This window comes from Actinotalea caeni, assembly GCF_009733795.1.
GTDB classification, from domain to species: Bacteria; Actinomycetota; Actinomycetes; order Actinomycetales; family Beutenbergiaceae; genus Pseudactinotalea; species Pseudactinotalea caeni.
On the sequence record NZ_WNXX01000015.1, the window covers coordinates 1 to 19,335 of the forward strand.

19 protein-coding genes are annotated in these 19,335 nt (G+C 75.3%); 5 read left to right on the plus strand and 14 right to left on the minus strand.

Features of this window, described 5'->3' with window-relative positions; genetic code table 11:
• On the plus strand, positions 1-1,438 hold a 1,438-nt coding region (locus GPA02_RS13105), incomplete at its 5' end, for a S1C family serine protease (protein WP_156200528.1).
• Positions 1,439-1,463: 25 nt separating this feature from the next.
• On the plus strand, positions 1,464-2,036 hold the full coding sequence (locus tag GPA02_RS13110; RefSeq protein WP_156200529.1) for a twin-arginine translocase TatA/TatE family subunit: 573 nt from the start codon (positions 1,464-1,466) through the stop codon (positions 2,034-2,036).
• A 58-nt stretch (positions 2,037-2,094) separates the two neighbouring features.
• Here GPA02_RS13110 and GPA02_RS13115 read toward each other — a convergent pair whose 3' ends face one another.
• The 8 genes from GPA02_RS13115 to GPA02_RS13150 all read right to left on the minus strand — a co-directional run bounded on the left by GPA02_RS13115 (position 2,095) and on the right by GPA02_RS13150 (position 9,723).
• Complete coding sequence (locus GPA02_RS13115) at positions 2,095-3,225, minus strand: P-loop NTPase (RefSeq protein WP_156200530.1); 1,131 nt, start codon at positions 3,223-3,225, stop codon at positions 2,095-2,097.
• Between the two features lie 200 nt (positions 3,226-3,425).
• Positions 3,426-4,217 (minus strand): DeoR/GlpR family DNA-binding transcription regulator, encoded by a 792-nt coding sequence (locus GPA02_RS13120; RefSeq protein WP_156200531.1) that lies wholly within the window; start codon positions 4,215-4,217, stop codon positions 3,426-3,428.
• A complete protein-coding gene (locus tag GPA02_RS13125; RefSeq protein WP_156200532.1) occupies positions 4,214-5,062 on the minus strand; it encodes a class II fructose-bisphosphate aldolase in 849 nt (282 codons plus the stop codon). Before GPA02_RS13125 ends, GPA02_RS13120 begins: the two co-directional genes overlap by 4 nt.
• Positions 5,053-5,985 carry a 1-phosphofructokinase family hexose kinase gene (locus tag GPA02_RS13130; RefSeq protein WP_156200533.1) on the minus strand — a complete coding sequence of 311 codons (933 nt, stop codon included), beginning with the start codon at positions 5,983-5,985 and terminating at the stop codon, positions 5,053-5,055. Before GPA02_RS13130 ends, GPA02_RS13125 begins: the two co-directional genes overlap by 10 nt.
• Positions 5,982-6,722, minus strand: coding sequence for an ROK family protein (locus tag GPA02_RS13135; RefSeq protein ID WP_240134041.1), 741 nt, complete (start codon positions 6,720-6,722; stop codon positions 5,982-5,984). Before GPA02_RS13135 ends, GPA02_RS13130 begins: the two co-directional genes overlap by 4 nt.
• Positions 6,723-6,912: 190 nt before the next feature.
• On the minus strand, positions 6,913-7,779 hold the full coding sequence (locus GPA02_RS13140) for an SIS domain-containing protein (protein WP_156200592.1): 867 nt from the start codon (positions 7,777-7,779) through the stop codon (positions 6,913-6,915).
• 140 nt (positions 7,780-7,919) lie between these two features.
• On the minus strand, positions 7,920-8,441 hold the full coding sequence (locus GPA02_RS13145; RefSeq protein WP_156200534.1) for a DUF1003 domain-containing protein: 522 nt from the start codon (positions 8,439-8,441) through the stop codon (positions 7,920-7,922).
• A complete protein-coding gene (locus GPA02_RS13150) occupies positions 8,434-9,723 on the minus strand; it encodes a magnesium transporter MgtE N-terminal domain-containing protein (RefSeq protein WP_156200535.1) in 1,290 nt (429 codons plus the stop codon). Before GPA02_RS13150 ends, GPA02_RS13145 begins: the two co-directional genes overlap by 8 nt.
• Positions 9,724-9,858: 135 nt before the next feature.
• Here GPA02_RS13150 and GPA02_RS13155 point away from each other — a divergent pair, with 135 nt between their 5' ends.
• Entirely contained in the window at positions 9,859-10,377 is a 519-nt protein-coding gene (locus GPA02_RS13155) for a YflT domain-containing protein (protein ID WP_156200536.1), read from the plus strand.
• Positions 10,378-10,395: 18 nt separating this feature from the next.
• Here GPA02_RS13155 and GPA02_RS13160 read toward each other — a convergent pair whose 3' ends face one another.
• From GPA02_RS13160 to GPA02_RS13175, 4 genes are read right to left on the minus strand one after another with little or no spacing between them, the layout of a single operon-like run.
• Positions 10,396-11,820 (minus strand): DUF2079 domain-containing protein, encoded by a 1,425-nt coding sequence (locus GPA02_RS13160; RefSeq protein WP_156200537.1) that lies wholly within the window; start codon positions 11,818-11,820, stop codon positions 10,396-10,398.
• Positions 11,793-13,358, minus strand: a complete 1,566-nt coding sequence (locus tag GPA02_RS13165) for an aminopeptidase P family protein (RefSeq protein WP_156200538.1) — start codon at positions 13,356-13,358, stop codon at positions 11,793-11,795. Before GPA02_RS13165 ends, GPA02_RS13160 begins: the two co-directional genes overlap by 28 nt.
• Positions 13,355-14,671, minus strand: a complete 1,317-nt coding sequence (locus GPA02_RS13170; RefSeq protein WP_156200539.1) for a tetratricopeptide repeat protein — start codon at positions 14,669-14,671, stop codon at positions 13,355-13,357. Before GPA02_RS13170 ends, GPA02_RS13165 begins: the two co-directional genes overlap by 4 nt.
• A complete protein-coding gene (locus tag GPA02_RS13175; protein ID WP_156200540.1) occupies positions 14,668-15,879 on the minus strand; it encodes an ATP-binding protein in 1,212 nt (403 codons plus the stop codon). The genes GPA02_RS13170 and GPA02_RS13175 overlap by 4 nt, the downstream gene beginning before the upstream one ends.
• 553 nt (positions 15,880-16,432) lie before the next feature.
• Here GPA02_RS13175 and GPA02_RS13180 point away from each other — a divergent pair.
• Positions 16,433-17,014, plus strand: a complete 582-nt coding sequence (locus GPA02_RS13180; RefSeq protein WP_156200541.1) for a dihydrofolate reductase family protein — start codon at positions 16,433-16,435, stop codon at positions 17,012-17,014.
• A 67-nt stretch (positions 17,015-17,081) separates the two neighbouring features.
• Here the strand turns inward: GPA02_RS13180 and GPA02_RS13185 are convergent, their stop codons facing one another.
• Positions 17,082-17,708, minus strand: a complete 627-nt coding sequence (locus GPA02_RS13185; RefSeq protein WP_240134042.1) for a hypothetical protein — start codon at positions 17,706-17,708, stop codon at positions 17,082-17,084.
• Between the two features lie 46 nt (positions 17,709-17,754).
• On the opposite strand from GPA02_RS13185, the gene GPA02_RS13190 reads away from it, so the two are divergent.
• A complete protein-coding gene (locus GPA02_RS13190; protein ID WP_156200542.1) occupies positions 17,755-18,597 on the plus strand; it encodes a PHP domain-containing protein in 843 nt (280 codons plus the stop codon).
• On the opposite strand, the gene GPA02_RS13195 is transcribed toward GPA02_RS13190, so the two are convergent.
• Complete coding sequence (locus GPA02_RS13195; RefSeq protein ID WP_156200543.1) at positions 18,594-19,325, minus strand: nucleoside/nucleotide kinase family protein; 732 nt, start codon at positions 19,323-19,325, stop codon at positions 18,594-18,596. The two genes, GPA02_RS13190 and GPA02_RS13195, sit on opposite strands and share 4 nt — an antisense overlap.
• Positions 19,326-19,335: the final 10 nt, after the last annotated feature.

Consider the following 19,335-nt stretch of genomic DNA (forward strand, 5'->3'; position numbering starts at 1 on the left):
GGCACAGCCCCCGGGCGTCGCCGCGCCCACGCCCGCGCCGGAGGGGGCCGCGGCCGAGCAGCCGACGCCCGCGCCCGGCGTGCCGCGGCACGGGGCCTCCTCACCCGCCCCGCAGACACCCGCGGCCGGGACGGCGCAGGGCACCTACCCACCGTCCGGAGCCGCGCTCGAGCCCGGCACGACTCCCGGCGGGCTCGGCTACGTGCCGGCGGCCGGGTACCCGCACACCGCTCCCGCGCGCGGCGGGACGCCGCCGCCGCTCGGCCCGCCGTCGCAGCACACGGGGCAGACGGGGCCCACGGAGCCGGAGGCCCGCCCGCGCGCTGCTCGGCGCCGCAGCGGGGTGCCGGCCGGCGTCGTCGTGCTGCTCGTGCTGGTCGGGCTGCTGGTCGGCGCGATCGCCGGGCTGCTCGGCGCGCGGTGGGTGCTGCCGACCTCGCAGGGCGCCACGCCGACGGGGCTGCCCACGGCCGACCCGCGCCCCGTCGACCCCGTGGGGGACACCTGGATCAGCGACATCGCCGCTGCGACGCTGCCGAGCACCGTCTACATCGAGGTGCGCGTGGGCACCGAGGGTGTCACCGGCAGCGGCTTCGTCGTGCGCGAGGACGGCTACATCGTCACGAACGACCACGTCATCGCCTCCGCGAAGAGCGGCGGCGGCGACGTCACGGTGCTGTTCCCCGACGGCAGCAAGGAGGACGCCGAGATCGTCGGCAGCACCGCCGACTACGACCTCGCCGTGCTGCGCATCGACCGCACCGACCTGGTGCCGCTGGTGCTGGGCGACTCCGACACGATCGCCGTCGGCGACCCCGTCATCGCCGTCGGTGCCCCGCTCGGGCTGACGGGCTCGGTCACCGCCGGCATCGTGAGCGCCGTCGACCGGCCCGTGACGGTCCGCAGCCCCGGTGCGAGCGGTGACGACCCCTCGACCTACATCAACGCCATCCAGACCGACGCCTCGATCAACCGCGGCAACTCCGGCGGCCCGCTCATCGACGCCGCCGGGCAGGTCGTCGGCGTCAACACCGCCGTCGCGCGCGACGCCTCCTCGGGCGGCGGCGGCAACGAGCCCGGGTTCGCCATCCCGAGCAACCAGGTGCGCCACACGGTCGAGCAGCTGATCGAGACCGGGCGGGCCACCTACCCGGTCATCGGGGTGCTGCTCGACGTCGAGCACGACGGCGAGGGGGTCCGCGTCCGCAGCGACACCGAGGCGGGTCCGCCGGTCGTCCCGGGCAGCCCGGCCGACCAGGCCGGCATCGAGCCCGGGGACGTCATCGTCGCCGTCGACGGCCGCCCCGTGAGCCAGCCGACCGAGCTGATCGTGCGCGTCCGCTCGCACCTGCCTGGTGAGACGATCGTGCTCACGGTGCGGTCGGGCAGCGGTGACCGCGAGGTGGAGGTCGTCCTCGGAGAGCAGGTCAGCGAGTGACCTCGGCACGTCTTAGGCTCACCCCATGAACTTCGACGAGATCCTGATCATCATCGGGATCGCGCTCGTGGTGATCGGCCCGCAGCGGCTCCCGGAGTACGCCGAGCAGCTCGGCCGGCTGGTACGCAACGTCCGCGACATGGCCACCGGCGCGAGCGAGACGATCCGTGAGGAGCTCGGCGACGAGTTCGCCGACCTCGACCTCACGAAGTTCGACCCGCGGCAGTACGACCCCCGTCGCATCGTGCGCGAGGCGCTGCTCGAGGACATCGTGCCGTCGACCAAGCCCGCACGCCCCGCCGCCCGCACCGCGTCGGCGTCCAGCCGCACCAAGCCGGCCTCGACGGCGTCGAGCCGCGCAGCCGGCAGCGGCGCACGGAACGGCACCACCGGGCGGACGAGCGGTGCGCGCGCCGCGGCCACGAGCGCAGCCGCCACGACGACCGATGCCGAGGCGACTCCTGTCGAGGGCGGCGCCGCGAGCGCGCCGTCCACGAACGGGTCCGTGCGCGCCGCCGACGGCGCCACGGCGTCGTCGGAGCACGCCGACGCCGCGCCCGTGCACGTCGGCGCCCCGTTCGACGACGAGGCGACCTGAGCCGCAGGCGGTCAGCGGCCGCGGCGGGGTGCGCCGCAGCGGGGGTCGACGGCTCGGCTCAGCCGACGGGTGAGATCGCGAGCTTGCGCCCGGCGAGGCCGCGCGCACGGTGGCTCAGCGACCTCGCGACGTCACGGAGCACGGGCGCGGCGGTGCCGGCGTCCTCGGTCAGCACGACCGGCACACCGCTGTCGCTGCCCTCGCGCATCGGGACGTCGAGCGGCACCTGGCCCAGCAGCGGCACGGGCGTGCCGAGGATCTCCGAGAGCCGGTCCGCGACGCGCTGACCGCCACCGGAGCCGAAGACCTCGAGCCGGCTGCCGTCGGGCTGCTCCAGCCACGACATGTTCTCGATGACGCCGACGACGGTCTGGTTGGTCTGCAGCGCCATCGAGCCCGCGCGCTCGGCGACCTCCGCGGCCGCGACCTGCGGCGTGGTGACGACGAGGAGCTCGGCGTTCGGCAGCAGCTGCGCGACCGAGATCGCGATGTCGCCGGTTCCGGGCGGCAGGTCGAGCAGCAGCACGTCCAGGTCGCCCCAGAACACGTCGGCGAGGAACTGCTGCAGCGCGCGGTGCAGCATCGGGCCGCGCCAGATCACCGGGCGACCGGGCTGGGCGAACATGCCGATCGAGATGACCTTCACGTCCTTGGCGACCGGCGGCAGGATCATCTCGTCGACCTTGGTCGGCGGGTGCTCGACGCCGAGCATGCGCGGGATCGAGAAGCCGTAGACGTCGGCGTCCAGGACGCCGACCTTGAGCCCGTCGGCGGCCATCGCGGCCGCGAGGTTCGCCGTCACCGAGGACTTGCCGACGCCGCCCTTGCCGGAGGCGACCGCGATGACGCGGGTGAGGTTGCCCGGCTGCGAGAACGGGATCACCGGCTCGGCGACGCCGCCGCGCAGCTTGGTGCGCAGCGCCGTCCGCTCCTCGTCGGTCATGACGGTCATCTCGACCGTGACGGCCGCGACGCCCTCGAGCTTGCTGACGGCGGCGTCGACGTCGCGCGTGATCGTGTCGCGCAACGGACAGCCGGCCGTGGTCAGCGCCACCAGCACGGTCACCGCGGCCCCGGCAGGGGTCTCCTCGACACGGATGTCGCGCACCATGTCGAGATCGGTGATCGGGCGACGGATCTCGGGGTCGAGGACCCCCTCGAGCGCACCACGGACCACGTCAGGACTCATGGCTTCGAGTGTAGGCCGCGCGCGGGTGCCCGCCGGGGCCGCGGACGTGACGCCCGCCACCCTCGCGTGCGCCGCGACATGGCGGCGCGAGGGGCAGGACCGGTCGCGAGCGGCCCCGGGGGCAGGAGCGGGTGGAGACCCGTCGTGGGGGCAGGAGTGGGTTGACACCCGTTCTGGGGGCAGGAGTGGGTTGGCACCTGTCAGGAGGTGGGGGCGACGACGACACGTAGGCCGCGGTCGCGGAACGCGGCGAGGTCCTCCGGTCGGGCGCCGTCGTCGGTGACGAGACCGGTGAAGGCGTCCAGGGTGTCGACGGTCGCGAACGCGCGCACACCGATCTTCGAGGAGTCCGCCACGATCCAGGCACGGTCCGCGCGCGAGGCCATGAGGCCGTTGACGCGGGCCTCGCGCTCGTCGGAGACCATCGGGCCGTGGGTGGCGTCGATGCCGTGCACGCCGATGAACGCGGCGTCGAGCGTGATCCGCTCGAGCATGAGGTCGGTGTAGGGGCCGACGAGCTCGTAGGAGCGCACGCGCACGACGCCGCCGGTCACGACGACCCGGATGTGCGGCCGGATCACCAGCTGCGCGGCGATGTTGATCGCCGACGTGACGACCGTGATGCCCTCGCCGTCGTTGGCCTCGAGGTCGGAGCGCTGACCGAGCGCGGCCGCGATCGCCTTCGCGGTCGTGCCGCCCGACAGGCCGATGCGCATGCCCGGCGTGATCAGCTCCTGCACCGCCTGCGCGATCGCCTCCTTCGACTCCGCGTTGGCCTCGCGCTTGAAGCGCAGCGGCAGGTCGTAGGCGACCGACTGCGCGGTGGCGCCGCCGCGGGTGCGGTTGAGGAGCTGGCGGCCGGCGAGCACGTCCAGGTCGCGCCGTGCCGTCGCGGGGGAGACGGCGAACCGCTCGACGACGTCCTGGACGTCGAGCACGCCGGTCTCGCCGAGCATGTCGAGGATCGCGGCGAGGCGCTCCTCGCGGCTCATCGGTCGACGCCCGTCGAGGCGAGCAGCCGCACGAGCCGCTCGACCTCACCGGCCATCGCGGTCCGTCCCGCGCCGAGGTACGTGCGCGAGTCGACCAGGGCGGGGTCGTCGTCGAGCCGGGCCCGCACCGCCGCCGTGAACACCTTGTTGAGCTGGGTCGAGATGTTGATCTTGCGCATGCCGGCCGCGACCGCCCGCACCAGCAGGTCGTCGGGGACGCCGCTGGAGCCGTGCAGCACCAGCGGCACCGGGACGACGGCGGCGATCGCCCGCACCAGGTCGAGGTCGAGGGCGGCGGTGCGCTCGGTCATCGCGTGCGAGCTGCCGACGGCGACCGCGAGCAGGTCGACGCCGGTCGCCTCCGCGAACCGGGCGGCCTCGTCGGGGTCGGTGCGCACCCCGGGCGCGTGCGCGCCGTCCTTGCCGCCGATCTCGCCGATCTCGGCCTCGACGACGGCGCCCGCGGCGTGGCCCTCGGCGACGACACGACGGGTGAGCGCGACGTTCTCCTCCCACGGCAGGGTCGCGGCATCGATCATCACCGAGGAGAAGCCGAGCCGCAGCGCCTCGGTGGCGAGAGCCGGGTCCTGCGCGTGGTCCAGGTGCAGCGAGAGCGGCGCGCTGCTGGCCTCCGCGACGGCCGCCGCCGCGGCGGCGATCGGCGCCAGGCCGCCGTGGAACCGCACGCAGTTCTCCGAGATCTGCAGCACCGCGCCGCGACCGGCGGCCTCGGCGCCCGCCGCGATCGCCTCGGCGGTCTCGACGTGCAGCACGTTGAGCGCGGCGAGGCCCACGCCGTCGGTGGCGGCCTGCGCGATCAGCTCGCGCGTGGTGGTCAGCGGCATGGGTCCTCCCACGGTTCGACGGTGATGCGGTGCAGCAGCGGGTCCGGGTCGGCGATGCCGCCCGCGAGCGGGTGCAGGACGGCGGCGGCCGACCACGCGGTCGCGCGCGCGAGCACGGCCGCGTCGTCGGTCTCGGCGAGCGCGAGCGCTCCGGCGATCGCCGCGACCGCGGCGTCGCCCGCCCCGGTGGTGTTGCCGGACAGGGCGCTGTCGAGCCGGGCGCGCAGCACCGGGCCCTCGGCCGGCACGCGCAGCAGGCCGTCGGCGCCGAGCGAGGCGTAGACGAGGCCGCCGCTGCGGCGGGCGAGGGTGCGGGCGGCCGTCACCGGGTCGGGGCCGCCGACGGCGGCGAGCAGCTCGTGGTGGTTGGGCTTGAGCACGTCGGCGCCCGCGTCGGCGGCGACGAGCAGGTGGTCGCCGCTGGTGTCGACGACGCAGCGCGCACCGCGCTCGCGGGCGACCGCGACCACGCGTGCCATGACGTCGGCGGGCGCGCCCGCCGGCAGCGAGCCGCTGCACACGAGCACCGGACGTCCGGTGCCCGCCGTGAGCGCCGCCGAGGTGAGCGCGAGCAGCGCGTCCCAGTCGGTGTCGGCCAGCGGGGCGCCGGCCTCGTTGAGGTTGGTCGTGGACTCGGGCGTGACGATCGCGACCGTGCTGCGGGTGGCCGGCGCCACCGGGAGCAGGCTGTGCGGGACGCCGGCGTCGTCGAGGTCGGCCGTGAACGACTCGCCCGAGCGGCCGCCCACCGGGGCGACGACCCGGACCGGGTGGCCCTGGTCGTGCAGCACCCGTGCGACGTTGACACCCTTGCCGCCCGCCCGCACCTGTGCGGGCGGCACCCGCTGCGACGCCCCGACCTCCAGGCGCTCGAGGTGATAGGTCAGGTCGAGCGCCGGGTTCGGCGTGAGCGTCACGATCACGCGATCGCCTCCCGGCCCAGCAGGGCGGCGCCGAGCAGCCCGGCGTGCGCGCCGACCTTGGCCGGCCGCAGCTCGGGGACCCGGTGCGGCGGCACGTGCCGCGCGACCGCCGCGGTCAGCGGCGCGAACAGGGCGTCACCCGCGCGCGACAGGCCGCCGCCGAGGACCACGACCTGCGGCGAGAGGATCGCGGCGAGCTGCCGGATCCCGGCTGCCAGCGCCTCGATCGCGCCGTCCCAGACCTCGCGCGCACGGGCGTCGCCCGCCTGGGCGCGCTCGAGCACCTCGCGCGACCCCGCGACCGGTTCGCCCGTGACGGCGGCGTAGCGGCGCGCGATCGCCGCGGCGCTCGCGATCGCCTCGAGGCAGCCGTCGGCGCCGCACACGCAGTGCGCGCCGCGCGGGTCGACCACCGAGTGCCCGAGCTCGCCCGCCCAGCCGTGCCCGAGCAGCGGGACGCCGTCGACGAACAGCGCGGCCGCGATCCCGGTGCCGACGACGACGACGGCGACGTCGCGCTCGCCCCGGGCGGCGCCGAGCATGAGCTCCGCGCGGCCCGCGGTGGCGACGTCGTGACCGAAGCCCACCGGCAGCCCGGTGCGAGCCGTGATCAGCTCGCGGTACGGGACGTCGCGCCACCCGAGGTTCTCCGAGTGCACCGCGACACCCCGCTCGGAGTCGACGATCCCGGGCACGACGAGCCCGACCGCCTGCGGGGGCGTCCCCGCCGCGCGCATCGCCTCGACGTGCGCGACGACGCGTCGACGACACGCTCGACGACGTCCGGTCCGCGCGGGGTGGGGGAGTGCACGACCTCCGACAGCCGACCGGAGGCGTCGAGCATCGACGTCTTGGTGTCGGTGCCGCCGACGTCGACGACGGCGACGGCGGCGCCCGGCCCGAGGTCGACGTCGGCCACCGCCGACGTCACGGCAGGATCACGGAGCGCGACAGCGCGCGCGGGTGGTCGGGGTCGAGACCACGTGCGCGGGCACGCTCGAGCGCCACCCGCTGGGTGAGCACGAGCTCGGCGAGCGGGTCGGTGCCGGGGTGCTCGACGTAGGTGGCGCCGGTCGCGGCGACGTCGGCCTGCAGGCCGTCGGGCGCGACGCCGAGCACCCACGTGGCGCGCCCCTCCGCCGCGATCGCGATCGGGCCGTGCCGGTACTCCATCGACGGGTAGGACTCGGTCCAGGACTGCGACGCCTCGCGGTTCTTGAGCGCGGCCTCGTGCGCGAGCCCGACGGCCCAGCCCGAGCCGAGGAAGGTCATCTGCTCGGCGTCGACCAGCGCCTGGTCGAGCGGCGCCGCGAGCGCGGCCTCGGCGTCGGCGATCGACGGCGTCACGTCGAGGCCCAGCCCGGCGCGGAGCATCGTCAGCGCGGTGGTGGCGAAGCGGGTCTGCACGACCGAGGTCTCGTCGGCGAAGTCGAGCGTGACGACGTCGTCGACCAGCGTCGGCAGCGGTGTGTCCGGGTCGGCGACGACCGCGAGGGTGCGGGTGCGGCCGCGGAGACGCTCGGCGACGGCGATCGCCTCGGTCGTGGTGCCCGAGCGGGACAGCACGATCGCGAGGTCGTAGTCGCGGTCGAGCGGCGCCTCGGACGCCGAGAACGCGTCGGTCACGCCGTGGCCGGCCTGCTCGCGGAGGACCGCGTAGGACTGGGCCATGAACCAGGACGTGCCGCACCCGAGCACGACGACGCGCTCGCCGCTGCGGGGCAGCGGGGCGTCCTCGGCGAGGTCGGCGGCGCGCCGCCAGGTGTCGGGTTGGCTGGTGAGCTCGGCCTCCATGTGCGCGCCGAGTGCGCGTGCGTCTGTCACCCACCGATGATCGCAGATGCGCGATACGCCTGTCGAGCGAGCAGGATCCGTCACGGCGTGTCGAGCGGCATCGGCGTGGAGCCGCGGCCGTCGGAGCGCCTGGGTCGGCGTCAGCGGTGCCGGGCGCCGTCGTCCTCGCCCGGGTCGCGGTCCCGGTCGCGCTCCTCGAGCTCCTCGACGAGGTTGCGCAGCTCACCGCGGACGAAGTCGCGGGTCGCGACGTCGTTGAGGGCCAGCCGCAGCGCCGCCATCTCGCGCGCGAGGTACTCGGTGTCGGCGAGGTTGCGCTCGCCGCGCACACGGTCCTGCTCGGCGGCGACCCGGTCGCGGTCGGCCTGGCGCTCCTGCGCGAGCAGGATCAGCGGCGCCGAGTACGACGCCTGCAGCGACAGCACGAGCGTCAGCACCGTGAACCCCAGGCCGGGGTCGTCGAACCGGATCCGCTCGGGCATCAGCGTGTTCCACAGCAGCCAGCCGGCGCAGAACACCGTGAGGTAGACGAGGAACCGCGGCGTGCCGATGAAGCGCGCGATCGCCTCCGAGCCCTCGCCGAACGCGTCGGGACTGACGCGTGCGCGGGGGAGGAACCGGCGGCGCGCGGAGAGCGGGGTGTCGAGGCGGTCGTCAGCCACGGTTCACCCCCACGCTCGCGTCGGTGACCTCGTCGTCGGCGTCGCGCCAGTCCGGCGGCAGCAGGTGGTCGAGGACGTCGTCGACCGTCACCGCGCCGAGCAGCCGCTCGGAGGCGTCGACGACCGGCAGCACGGTGAGGTTGTACGTCGCCAGCAGCCGGGTCACCTTGCCGATCGGGTCGTCGGGGTGCACCGGTGGGATGCCCTTGTCGATCATCGTGCCGATCGACTCGTGCGGCGGCTCGCGCAGGAGCTTCTGGAGGTGGACGACGCCCAAGAGCTTCCCGGTGGGGGTCTCCAGCGGCGGCCGCACCACGAACACCATCGCCGCCAGGGCGGGCGCGACGTCCTCGCGGCGCGCGTGCGCCAGGGCGGCGGCCGCGCTGGCCTCGGGCGGCAGGATCAGCGGTTCCGGGGTCATGAGACCACCGGCGGTGTGCTCGTCGTAGGCGAGCAGCCGGCGCACGTCGGCGGCGTCCTCGGGCTCCATGAGCTCGAGCAGCTCGGCGGCCTGCTGCGAGGGCAGCTCGGCGAGCAGGTCGGCGGCGTCGTCGGGCTCCATCGCCTCCAGCACGTCGGCGGCGCGGTCGACGCCCAGCCCCGACACGATCGCCACCCGGTCGTCCTCGCCGAGCTCCTCGAGGACGTCGGCGAGCCGCTCGTCGGGCAGCTCGACGGCGACCTCCATCCGCCGGGTGCTCGGCAGGTCGTGCAGCACCTCGGCGACGTCGGCCGCCTTGAGGTCCTCGAGCGTCGCCAGCAGCGACGAGGCGCCCTGCACCGCCTCGGTCGGGGCCAGCCCGCGCACCTCGTCGAAGCCGATGAGCATCGACTCGCCGCGGCGGAACAGCCGTCCGGAGCCGGTGCGCCGCACGAACAGCTGGGTGAGGTACCAGTCCCCGTTGCGCTGCAGCTCGAGCGCGACGTCCTCGATGCGGACCTCGCCGGAACCGTCGGCGAGCGCGAGCGTGCGGTCGAGCAGCTCGCCGATGACGAGCGTCTCCGCGCTGCGCTTCTGGAACCGCCGGACGTTGACCAGACCGGTCGTGAACACGGCGCCGGCCGCGATCGAGGTGACGCGCGTGAGCGGCACGAACAGGCGCCGCCGGCCCGGCACCTCGACGACCAGCCCGACCGCGCGCGGCTGGCCGGTCGGTCGGTTGAGGAGGACGACGTCCTGCACCCGGCCGACCTTGTCGCCCAGGGGTTCGAAGACGTCGGTGCCCGCGAGCCTGCCCACGAAGACGCGGCTGGCGGGCCGGCTGGTGGTCGGTGCGCTCACGCCCGTCAGCCTATGCCAGCGGCTCTCGCGGGACCCCTGGGCAGGGGTGGCCCGGGCGCCCCGTCCGCCTCGCCCGGCGGGATCGCACCGTGCGAGCTCGGCGCGGGCAGGACCGGTGGTGTCAGAATGAGGCGCATGTCCTTCATGCAGGCACCGCGCGACCCGAGGCTCAGCGGGCAGCCGCGCGGCGACGAGATCGCCGCCTACGAGACCTACGCAGAGGCGCAGCGCGCCGTCGACTTCCTCGCCGACTCGGAGTTCCCGGTGCAGAAGGTCACGATCGTGGGCACCGACCTCAAGATGGTCGAGCGCATCACGGGCCGGCGCACCTACGCCACGGCCGCGCTCCAGGGCGCGGCCTCCGGCATGTGGCTCGGCCTCTTCCTGGGGCTGATGTTCATGCTGCTCAGCCCGGGCGCCGACCTGGTGCGGATCTTCCTGCCGGCCGTGCTCATCGGTGCCGGGTTCGGCATGCTCTGGGGCGTCGTCGGCCACGCGCTGACCGGGGGCCGCCGCGACTTCAGCTCGACGTCCCAGGTGATGGCGAGCCGGTTCGCGGTGCTGTGCCTGTCCGAGTCCGCGGCCGAGGCGCGCAACCTGCTGGCGACCATGCCGGCCGAGGGCGACACCGGCCGCACCGTCGACCGCGGCTGACCGGCGACCGGCGCGGCGCTACGGGGTGTGCCGGGCGACGAGGAAGCCGTCGACGGCGAGCACCTGGGTGAAGTCCTCGCCCGGGAACCGGGCCTCGGCCCAGCCCTCGGCGCTCTCGGGCGGCTCGCCCCCGTAGATCCCCGCGCCCTGGTAGAGCACCACGTAGTCGGGCACCGGGTTCTCGTTGCCCATCCAGTAGACCTCGGTCCGCGGGGCCAGGTAGGCCATCAGCGTGATGTCGCTGACGACCGTGGCGCCGTCGGGGACCGCGGCGAGCGCGGCGCTCGCCCCGGCAGGCCGGACGCCGGGCCGCCAGTAGTCGCCGTCGACCAGCCGCCAGAGCGGGAACTGGGGCACGAGCGCGAGCGCGACGACGACGGCGGCCCCCGCCATCAGCGGTGCGCGCGCCTTCCAGGCGGGTGAGCGCAGGAGGGTGTCGACCATCGCGAGGAACACGACCGGCATCAGCACCGCCGAGTAGTGCCAGTCGGTGCTCCAGTGGAAGGGCACGTCGGAGGTGAGCCGCCACGCGAACGTGGGCAGCGTGACCAGCACCAGCGGCGACCCCAGCGCGAGGAACCCCGTCACCGCGACCACCAGCAGCACCAGCAGCAGCTTCTGCGGCGCCCCCGTGAGCAGCCCGTCGATCGCCGCTCCGGGGTCGGAGAGCACCTGCGAGACGATCGAGTCCTCGGCGTAGTCCCACACGCCGTCGGGATTGAGCGCGGGCAGCAGCAGGCGCGTCGTCACGACGAAGGCGGCCACGCCGCCGGCCGCGAGCAGCGCCCCGAGCCGGCGGGAGCCCCGGATCGCGATCACCACGCCGATCATCGTGACCGTCAGCCCGAGGTCCTCCTTGATGCCGAGCAGCGGCAGCGACCACAGCGCGGCGGCGCGGTGGTCGCGGCGCACCAGCGCGGCGAGCGACGCCGCGAGGAACGGCAGCGCGAGCGCGACCTCGTGGAACTGCGACGCGACCGCCGACTGCAGGCCCCACGAGAGCCCGTAGGCGACGCCGACGCCCACCCCCGGCCAGCGGCCGAGGTGGCGCGCCGCGCAGCCGGTGACGACCGCAGCGGAGGCGCCGACCAGCAGCGCCTGCACGACCAGCAGGGTCAGCCCGCTGGGGTGCACCCACCAGGCGGGCGTGAGCACCGCCAGCAACGGGTGCCAGTGGTCGCCGAGAAGCATGAAGCCCGGGCCCTTGATCGGCACGACCGGGGCGCGCAGCTCGCCGTAGGCCCGGAACAGCTGGGTGAAGATGCCGAGGTCCCAGCTCGGCGTCTCGAACCGCTGCCACTGCCGCCACGACCACAGCGCGTAGAGCGCCGCGACACCGGCGCCGACCGCGAGGGCGGGCGCCAGCGGACGCCGGGCGAGCCGCCCGCGCCGACGCGCGTCCGTCGCCTGCTCGCTCACCCCCGCGTGAGCGACGCCATCCACGCCTCGACGTCCTCGGGGCGTCGGGGGAGGGCCGCCGAGAGGTTCTCGACGCCGTCGGAGGTCACGAGCACGTCGTCCTCGATCCGCACCCCGATCCCGCGCAGCTCCTCGGGCACCGCCAGGTCGTCGGACTTGAAGTACAGGCCCGGCTCGATCGTGAACACCATGCCCGGGCGCAGCTCGGCGTCGAGGTACATCTCGGCGCGCGCCTGCGCGCAGTCGTGCACGTCGAGACCGAGGTGGTGGCTGGTGCCGTGCGGCATCCAGCGCCGGTGCTGCTGGCCCTCGTCGGTGAGCGCGGTCGCGGCGTCGACCGGCAGCAGCCCCCACTCCTCCAGACGTGCGGCGAGCACCGCCATCGCGGCCTCGTGGACCTCGCGGAAGCGGATCCCGGGCCGCGCCGCCGCGAACGCGGCGTCCGCGGCGTCGAGCACCGCGGTGTAGACCTTGCGCTGCGTCTCGGTGAAGGTCCCGTCGACCGGCAGCGTCCGGGTGATGTCGGCGGTGTAGAGCGAGTCGACCTCGACGCCGGCGTCGACCAGCACGAGCTCGCCGTGCCGCACCTGGCCGTCGTTGCGGATCCAGTGCAGCGTGGTGGCGTGGTCGCCGGCGGCCGCGATCGTGTCGTAGCCGGTGCCGTTGCCGTCCTCGCGGGCGCGGGCGCCGAAGACGCCCTCGATGACGCGCTCGCCGCGCGCGTGCTCCGCGGCGCGCGGCAGCGCGCGCACGATGTCCTCGAAGCCCTTGATCGACGCGGCCACCGCCTCGCGGAGCTGCTCGACCTCCCACGCGTCCTTGACGAGCCGCAGCTCCGAGAGTGCCTCGAGCAGCTCGGCGTCGCGCTCGCCGTTCTCCTCGTGCGCGCCGCGGATCGCGTCGACGGCGTTGCTGGTCGCCTGGTCGGCACCCGGCACGACCCGGATCGGGACCTGCCCGGCGTCCTTGCCGACGGCGTCGAGCATCTCGTCCAGGTGCACGCACCGGATCCCGGTGCGCGCCTCGATCTCGGCGAGCGACGGGCGGGCGCCGACCCAGAACTCGCCGTAGCGCGCGTCGCCGTAGAACTCCTCGGTGTCGCGGCCCGCCATCGGGCGGACGTAGAGGACGGCCTCGTGGCCGGTCGGGACCGCCTCGCCGTCGCGCTCGTCGACCGTGGGGTGCAGCACGAGCACGGCGTCCGGCTCGTAGTCGGTGCCGAGCCCGGTCAGGTGCGCGAACGCCGAGTGCGGCCGGAACCGGTAGTCGGTGTCGTTGGACCGCACCTTGAGCGAGCCCGCCGGGACGACGAGGCGCTCGCCGGGGAAGCGCTCGGAGATCGCCGCGCGGCGGCGCTCGGTGTGGTCGGCGACCGCGTCGCGCTCGACGACCGGCGCGGGCGCGGGCGCCCACTGCGAGGCCATGAACTCGCGGAACGCCTTCGAGCTCGGGCGCCGGGACCGGTTGCTGCCGCGCTCCTCCAGCGGCTGCCCGGTCGTCTCCGACGTGGGGGCGGCGTCCTGCTCGAACGGTGTCGTCTCGGGTGCGGTCGGCTCGGTCATGGCGTCATCGTCTCACCTGGCGCTCCAGCGTCCGAGGGGACGCCGGCGCGGTAGGAGCGGCGGCCGGCCGGGCGCGGGTCGTGGCCGCCCAGGTCGGCGACGCGGTCCCAGAACCAGTCGGTGAGCGTCGGTGCGAGGGGCACGTCGTCCTCGCCCGTGCGCCGCAGCACCAGACCCCGGGTGGTGACGACGGCGTAGCCGCCGCGGTCGTCGGTCATCACCTGGGTGTAGTAGCTCCGTACGTCGTCCTGCTCCCACCCGGGCCACGCCTGCGGGTCGGCCTCGATCGCCTCGTCCATCGCCGCGACCTCGCTCGCCGACATCAACCGCAGGTCGTGCTCGGTCCGCCACAGCGCGCCGGTGCCGGGAGCCTGGCCGTCGTGCCACGCGGCGACGTCCTCCTCGCCCGGGCTGGAGCGTGCCGTCTCCGGGTCCGCGGGTGGCCGCAGCGACGTCCGCAGGTCCGCGGGCAGCAGCGGTTCGAGGGCGGCGAGGGCCTCGGGGAGGCCGACGCCGAGGAGCTCGTCGCGCATCTGGCCCCAGACCAGCTCGACCATGCCCGACGTCGCGATGTCGTCCAGCGTGAAGCCGGCGTCGGTGGCGATGCGCTGCCACTCGCGCAGCACACCGAGCGCCGCGGCGGGCACCTCGTCGGTCGGGTCGACGCGCAGCAGCCGGAGCGCCAGCTCCTCGGCGTCGTCGTAGCGGCCGGCGTGCAGGTAGGCCCACACGAGCGGTCCGCCGACGAACGGCGACGTGGCGTCGGCGCGGATCGCCGCCTCGGCGGCCGGGATGAACCGCTCGGCCGGGGCGAAGCTCTGGAGCAGGAAGATCGCCCGGGCGGCCAGCGCGTCGGGCAGGAGGTCGGGCTCGGTGCTCGCGCACAGGGCGACGCCCTGGTCGAGGAGGTCCCAGCCCGCACCGAGGTCGCCCTCCATCGCGGCGGCGCCGCCGAGCCGGATCAGGTCGTACCAGTCCGCGGTGCTCTCCTGCATGACGGTCACGCCCCAGTGCACCGCCTCGGCGTACCGCTCCTGCTGGTGCTCGAGGTCGCGCAGCTCACGGGCGGCGTCGACGAAGAGGCGGTCCCTGCGGCCGACGACGTCCTGGAGCTGCTCGCGCGCGCCGGCGACGTCACCGCTCGCCTCGAGGTGGCGCGCGAGCAGGATCCGGATGCCGCTGCGTTCCGGCTGCCGGGCGAGCACCCGCGTCGTGATCCGTGCGATCTCGGGGTGGGTGGGCTGGACGTCGTAGAGCTCCCAGGCGAGGTCGACCTCGCGCTGGAGCGCGTCGACGGCGTCGGACTCGCTCATCGCATGCCCCGCGCGACGCGGTAGGCCCGCAGCTGGTCGAACGTGCCGTCGTCGACCCCGTACTCGAGCACGGGTGCCACCTCGTCGAACCACGTGGTCGTCGACGGCGTGACGCCCGCCGCGGCAGCGAGCAGCGCCTCCGTCGTCACCGGCTCCACCTGCCCGCTCGCCATCGAGGCGGTCAGCGCCTGCTGCAGCGCGACCTTCGCGGTGTGGGCGATGTCGGCCCCCGAGAACCCGTCGGTGGCCTCCGCCACGCGCGCGACGTCGACGCCGTCGGCCGGCTTCCCGCGCAGGTTGGTCGCGAGGATCGCCGCCCGGGCGGTGGCGTCGGGCGGCAGCACGAGGACCGTCCTGTCGATGCGCCCCGGGCGGCGCAGCGCCGGGTCGATGTCCCACGGGCGGTTGGTCGCGGCGAGGAAGTACACGCCGTCGTTGACGCTCGAGACGCCGTCGAGCTCCTCGAGCAGCTGGGTGACCATCATCCGCATCGCCTGCGAGCCGCCGCCGCCCGACGTCCGCCGACCGCCGAGGGCGTCGAACTCGTCGACGAAGATCACGCACGGCGCCGCGGACCGCGCGTGGCGGAAGAGGCTCTGGATCGCCCGCTCGGCGTCGCCGATCCACTTGCTGACCAGGTCGGCGATCGTCACGTGGATGAACGAGGCGCCCAGGTCGCCGGCGATCGCCTTGGCGATGAAGGTCTTGCCGCAGCCGGGCGGGCCGTACATGAGGAGCGAGCCGCCCGGCGTCTGCCCGAACGCGGCCGCCATCGCCGGGTTGCGCAGCGGGGCGAGGAACGTCGTCTCGAGGTGCTGCTTGACCTCGGCGAGCCCGGCGACGTCCGACAGCGTCACGGCGGGGCGCTCGGCGTCCCAGACGCCGCCGCGACCGTCAGCGGCCGAGGGCACCGGGACCGGCTCGGCCACGGGCGCTCGATCGGCGGCCGCGGGGGTGCGGTCGGCGGCGGTCGGCTCGGTCGGCGGACCGGCGGTGCTGCCGCGCAGGCGCGCCGCCATCAGGCGCGCCCGGAGCAGGCTCACCCGGGCCGGGTCGCCGCCGACCTCCTCGAACGCTGCCAGCTCCTCGGCGGCGCGATCGGGGTCGGACCCGATCAGCAGCGTGACGAAGTCCTCGCGCAGCGCGAGGTTGTGCGGGTCGCGCCGCACCTCGGTCTCGATCATCCCGAGGAAGTCGTCGTCTGCCACGCGTCGGTCTCCAGCCCGTCGTCCGTCCCGGCTGCGGAGCAGCCCCGTCGCCCAATCTAGGCGTGAGGGGCGGCTGCGGGGAGGTGGCGGCAGGGGAGACCTCCCCACGCGCGACCGGCGGCGACAGTCACGGGCACGCGCGAGGACCGACGGCGTCGAGCACCTCGCGGGCACGGGCCGGGCCGGCCCGACGGGGAGCCGTGGCGGCATGCTGCCGCACCCGGCCGAGCGGCGCGCCGAGAGCCGCTCCGGCCAGGGTCGCCCGCGGGTCGGCGAGAGGGCGTCGCGCAGCCGGCCGCGCGCGTCGTCGTCGAGCGGCGGCTGTGCGTCAGCGGCTGCTCGGTCGTCCCCGACGTGGGCCGGCGCCGGGAACGGCGTCGTCTCGGGTGCGGTCGGCTCGGTCATGGCGCCACCGTCTCGCCTGGTGCTGCGGCGCTGGCGGGTGCGGCGTCGCGGGAGGAGCGGGGACGGCGGTGTCTGTCGGCCGCGGCCTCGTTCGTCACCTCGGGCGAGCCGTCGCCGTCGGGGCGGCGCAACCCTCAGGAGGATGTCGATGGCCACGATCACCGCGTTCGAGAGCATCACGCTCGACGGCGTCATGCAGGCTCCGGGCCGACCGGAGGAGGACACCCGTGGCGGCTTCGCCCACGGCGGCTGGGCGCTCGGCCGCGACGACGAGACCACGATGGCGTTCGCCGCCGCCAGCATGGCGCGAACCCGGGCGTTGCTGCTGGGGCGGCGGACGTACGACGACCTGCTCGGCTTCTGGACGTCGACCCCGGAGCCGAACCCGTTCACCGAGGTGCTGCTCGCCCAGCAGAAGCACGTGGTGTCGCGCGACGACGACGCCCAGCCGGGCTACCCGGCCTCCACCCTGGTCGTCGGGGAGGCCACCGAGACCGTGGCGAGGCTGCGCGCGGAGGTGGACGGCGTGCTGACCGTGCTGGGCAGCGGTGCGCTGGTGCGCTCGCTGCACCGCGCGGGGCTCGTCGACGAGTACGTGCTGCAGATCCATCCCGTCGTGCTGGGCAGCGGGACCCGCCTGTTCGGCGAGGCGGCGAGGGCCGACCTCGCCCTGGTCGAGGCGACGACCTCCTCGACCGGTGTGCTGCTGGCACGCTTCCGGGTCGGCTGAGGCGGCTGGGGGGCCGGGACGGCACGGGCGTCCCCGGCTGCGCGTCCCGTCGTGCCGACGGGTCGGCTCAGGACGCCGTCACGAGCCGGTCGACCCACGGATGGCCGGGGTGGGCGAGGTCGAGCGCGTCGCGGAGCCAGCGACGCGCGTCGTCGTCGAGCAGCGGCAGGCACGCCTCGAGGTCGGCCTCGTCCTGCGGCCGCCGGCCCGGGGCCTTGTGGAGCAGCTGCACCTCGGGCCGCAGGTGGCGCAGCCCGGCGCGCTCCCACAGCGCGGCGTGCAGCGGCAGTCGTACGCGCGGGTCGCGCCGGTAGGTCAGGACGCCGTCGGCCACCGGGGTGAGCAGCACGTCGTACTCCCACGGGTCGGCACCGGAGTGCCGCAGCCACAGGTTGCCGCTCGTCGGGGGCGGGGCGTCGTCGGGGGCGACGAGCGGCCGCAGCGCACCGCGGTCGGCGGCCCACACGTCGAGCCGGCCCGTCACGTGCCGCCGCAGCGCCGCCACGTCGGAGCGCGGGATCCCCAGGTCGAGGTCGCAGTGCTGGCGCGGGACGCCGGTGAACGCCTCGATCGCCCAGCCGCCCGCGACCCACCACACGCCCGGGTAGCCGGTGAGCAGGGCGGCCGCGTCCTCGGGCGTGCGCCGCCGCCACGGCCCGTACAGCCGCGCGGTCTCGTCGTGGCCGTCGCGCACGGCGCGCCAGTCTACGGGTGGTCGTACGGCCCTAGGCTTCGAGGCGATGCGCATCGACCTGCACACCCACTCCGCCGTCAGCGACGGCACCGACACCCCGTCGGGGCTCATGCATGCGGCCGCGGCGAGCGGGATCGACGTCGTCGCCCTCACCGACCACGACACGACCGCTGGATGGGGCGAGGCCGCTGCTGCCGTGGCGGCGACCGGCGTCGCGCTCGTGCGCGGCACCGAGATCTCCACCCGTGCGGGCGGCATCAGCGTGCACCTGCTCAGCTACCTGCACGACCCCGAGGACCCCTCGCTCGTCGCGATGCTCGAGCGCTCGCGGGACTCGCGCGAGACGCGGGCGCAGCGCATGGTCGAGCGCATCGCTGAGGACCTCCCGCTCACGTGGGCCGACGTCGAGGAGCAGGCCGCCGACGGCGCCACGATCGGGCGCCCGCACATCGCCGACGCGCTGGTCGCGCGCGGCCACGTCGCCGACCGTGCCGCCGCCTTCCGCTCGCTGCTGCACCCCAGCGGCCCGTACTACGTGCGCTACTGGGCGGCCGAGACGGCCGACGCGGTGGCCGCCGTCCGCGCCGCCGGCGGCGTGCCGGTGATGGCGCACCCGCGCGCGGCCGCTCGCGGACGTGTCGTCTCGACGGCGGTCGTGGCGGAGCTCGCCGACGCCGGGCTCGCGGGGATCGAGGCCGACCACCTCGACCACACGCCCGACGATCGCGAGGCGCTGCGCGCGCTCGCCGCCGAGCTCGGTCTGCTCGTCACCGGGTCCAGCGACTACCACGGCACCGGCAAGCCCAACCGGCTCGGCGCCTTCACGACCGCCGTCGAGGTGCTCGAGGAGATCGAGCGGCAGGGGCGGCTGCCGGTGCTGCGGCCCTAGCCGGTGGCGTCGGCGTCGGGGCCGGTCACCAGGCCGCGCGTGGTCGCGCCGAGCTCCGGGTCGGGCTCCAGCAGCACCGGCCGGTCGAGGTCGGTGCACTCGAGGATCCAGGTCGGCAGCACCCCGTCGCGCCGCAGCTCGTAGGCGTAGATCCGCTGCGCGCCGACGTAGCGCGCGTTGGCCGGGTGGTCGGGGTCGTCCTCCTCGCGCGGGCGGCCGAACCGCGCGTTGCCGCGTGGCACGGTCACCTCCGGCGGCGCGGTGGCGAGCAGCACGGCGTCGAAGCAGCCGGCCAGCTCGGCACGCTGCAGGAACACGCCGTCGACCAGCAGCACCGCGTCCTCCGCCGGCTCGACCGGGTCGAGGTGCAGCGGCCGGTCGGTCGTGACGTCGTGCACCGCGGTGACGATCTCGCGGCCCGCGCGGAACGGGTCGACGACGCGGCGACGGAAGGTCGCGAGGTCGAACGCGTGCCGGTAGTACGACTCGGCGTCGCGGCCGTGGGCGTAGCGGTGCGCACGCGGGTGGTGGAAGCCGCCGAGGCCGACCCCGACCAGCTCGCGCTGCGACACGAGCGGCGCGAGGGCGCGCAGCTCGGCCGAGAGCGTCGACTTGCCGACCCCGTCCGGCCCGTCGATGCCGACGACGGCGCGCTCGCGCGGCCGCACCGCCAGCACGAGCTCCAGCAGGTCGGCCAGGACCTGGGCGCGGGCGGGCGGCGCGGTCATCGGGTCGCTC

What these genes read in the sequence shown, in the direction of transcription:
- GPA02_RS13110 (WP_156200529.1), top strand. Translation starts at nt 1,464, where the DNA reads ATGAACTTCGACGAGATCCTGATCATCATCGGGATCGCGCTCGTGGTG.
- GPA02_RS13115 (WP_156200530.1), bottom strand. Translation starts at nt 3,225, where the DNA reads ATGAGTCCTGACGTGGTCCGTGGTGCGCTCGAGGGGGTCCTCGACCCC.
- GPA02_RS13120 (WP_156200531.1), bottom strand. Translation starts at nt 4,217, where the DNA reads ATGAGCCGCGAGGAGCGCCTCGCCGCGATCCTCGACATGCTCGGCGAG.
- GPA02_RS13125 (WP_156200532.1), bottom strand. Translation starts at nt 5,062, where the DNA reads ATGCCGCTGACCACCACGCGCGAGCTGATCGCGCAGGCCGCCACCGAC.
- GPA02_RS13135 (WP_240134041.1), bottom strand. Translation starts at nt 6,722, where the DNA reads ATGCGCGCGGCGGGGACGCCCCCGCAGGCGGTCGGGCTCGTCGTGCCC.
- GPA02_RS13140 (WP_156200592.1), bottom strand. Translation starts at nt 7,779, where the DNA reads ATGGAGGCCGAGCTCACCAGCCAACCCGACACCTGGCGGCGCGCCGCC.
- GPA02_RS13155 (WP_156200536.1), top strand. Translation starts at nt 9,859, where the DNA reads ATGTCCTTCATGCAGGCACCGCGCGACCCGAGGCTCAGCGGGCAGCCG.
- GPA02_RS13165 (WP_156200538.1), bottom strand. Translation starts at nt 13,358, where the DNA reads ATGACCGAGCCGACCGCACCCGAGACGACACCGTTCGAGCAGGACGCC.
- GPA02_RS13170 (WP_156200539.1), bottom strand. Translation starts at nt 14,671, where the DNA reads ATGAGCGAGTCCGACGCCGTCGACGCGCTCCAGCGCGAGGTCGACCTC.
- GPA02_RS13180 (WP_156200541.1), top strand. Translation starts at nt 16,433, where the DNA reads ATGGCCACGATCACCGCGTTCGAGAGCATCACGCTCGACGGCGTCATG.
- GPA02_RS13190 (WP_156200542.1), top strand. Translation starts at nt 17,755, where the DNA reads ATGCGCATCGACCTGCACACCCACTCCGCCGTCAGCGACGGCACCGAC.
- GPA02_RS13195 (WP_156200543.1), bottom strand. Translation starts at nt 19,325, where the DNA reads ATGACCGCGCCGCCCGCCCGCGCCCAGGTCCTGGCCGACCTGCTGGAG.